This window comes from Collinsella sp. OF02-10, assembly GCF_003463445.1.
Lineage (GTDB): Bacteria > Actinomycetota > Coriobacteriia > Coriobacteriales > Coriobacteriaceae > Collinsella.
Genome location: NZ_QSCW01000041.1, coordinates 1 through 1,898, shown reverse-complemented (window position 1 = coordinate 1,898; position 1,898 = coordinate 1). Strand labels below are relative to the sequence as shown.

Below are 1,898 nucleotides of genomic sequence, written 5' to 3'. Positions count from 1 at the left end.
GGCACGTGCAGACCTTTCGTCATGGCCTCCTACCTTTCTTTCGGGCCCTTGTCGGGGCCGATTCGTTAGCGCCCCTCCGTGTGAGGCGTTATTGCTGACGACATATTTATATCCAAAATCAGCCCATACTTCCACCTTGCCCCCGAACGGTTTTATATGAGGGGTGAACGGCATACACATATACTTCACGCATGGTACACTTTGACTTAATAAAGTGTATTTACGTGCTTAAATGCCTTTTTAACCGAAAAATCAATTGGAACTAATCTTTCTTAAACCACCCTCGATTTGCATATTTCACGCAAAGGTATGAATAGAATTCGCAATTCTTGCTACGTCTCAACCATTTTGATTTTTATTCAGAAAAAAGTTCATCCTATTCATTTTTGGCAAACAGGCTACCGTTTACCAGACGTTGGATACCGTTCACCGGAAGCTCAGTATAAGGCCCATCGAATACACCGTCTGCTTTGCGCCTCCATTTGTAACAAGTTGATTTTTTCGGCGGTAAAGACAAACAGACCCGCCCCCAAGGGAGCGGGTCTGCATTCGGTATATCTAGGGCCCAGAAAGGTTTAGGCCCTCGAAAGCCTCAAGGGGCTAGCGATCGAACTCGGCCAGCGCCTCGCCCAGAAGCCTCAGGCCCTCGCGGAGAACGCCTTCGCTCGCGCAGTAGCCCAAGCGCGCGCCGCAGGGAAGCTCAAAGCGGCTACCGGGAACCAGCAGCACTCCCCTCTCGGCCAACAGGCGCTTGCAGAACTCCTCGTCGTCCTCGGGAATATCCAGTTGGATAAACGAGGTGGACACGCCCTGCGGGGCCGTCCAGGAGACACGATGCTGCGTATCGATCCATGCCTGTGCGATATCGCGGTTGCCAAACACGATCTTACGGTTGCGCTCGAGAATCTTGTCCTTGTGCTCGAGCACGTAGGTCGCCAGGGCGTCGTTGAACACGCCGCCGCAGATCATGGTGTAGTCGCGATATGTGCGGATGCGGTTGGACACCTCTTCGTTGGCCACGACCCAGCCCACGCGGGCCGCAGGCGTCGAATAGGTCTTGGACACCGAGTTGGTGACAATGGCCTTCTCGTACACGTCGGCCATCGACATAAAGGACTCGGTGTTCTCGAGAGGCAGATACACCTCGTCGCACAGCACGTAGGCGCCCACCGAACGGGCAATCTCGGCAATCTGCCCGAGCATATCGGCATCGAGCACCGTACCGATGGGGTTCGATGCGTTATTGATGCAGATGAGCTTGGTGTTGGGGCGCACCAAGCGCTTGAGCTCATCGATATCGGGCTTCCAGCCGAGCTCCTCGCGGAGCTCCCAATACTCGACCTCGGCACCCAGCGTACGCGGAATCTCGTAGAGCGGCGCATAGGTAGGCCACTCGGCAATCACGTGATCGCCGGGCTCCACAACGGCCATGATGGCGTTGAGGTTGGCGCCCGTGCAGCCATTGGCCTGCAGAATGTGATCGGGATTGACATCGCGAAGATACAGCTTGGCGACCTCGGCCTTAAATTCCGGCGATCCCTCGATCCAGCCGTAGTTCATCTTCTCGCGATCCAGGCGCTCGTAGAACGTGGCGCCGTCCTGCTCGTCCAGTGCGCGAAGCTCGCCCATGGTCAGTGACGAGATCGTCGACTGAGCTATATCCCAGGTAGCACTCTTCTCCCAAACGTTGAGCCATTCCTCAACACCGATTGTCTTGATATCCATGCCACCTTATCTGATCTTCATTTAGCGTCATTAAACATGAATGGGGCGGTGCGAAAGATCCGCACCGCCCCAATGGGAGACACCTAATGGCAGCTAGATGTTTGTAGTAAGACCTGTACGGGTCTTTGAAAACCTTAGAGGTCCTCGCGCCAGAAGGGCATGCTCATGCAGCG

At 55.0% G+C, this 1,898-nt stretch carries 1 protein-coding gene; it reads right to left on the bottom strand.

Features of this window, described 5'->3' with window-relative positions:
• Positions 1–600 precede the first annotated feature (600 nt).
• Complete coding sequence (locus DXA43_RS10060) at positions 601–1,725, bottom strand: aminotransferase (RefSeq protein ID WP_117807077.1); 1,125 nt, start codon at positions 1,723–1,725, stop codon at positions 601–603.
• Between the last annotated feature and the right edge of the window lie 173 nt (positions 1,726–1,898).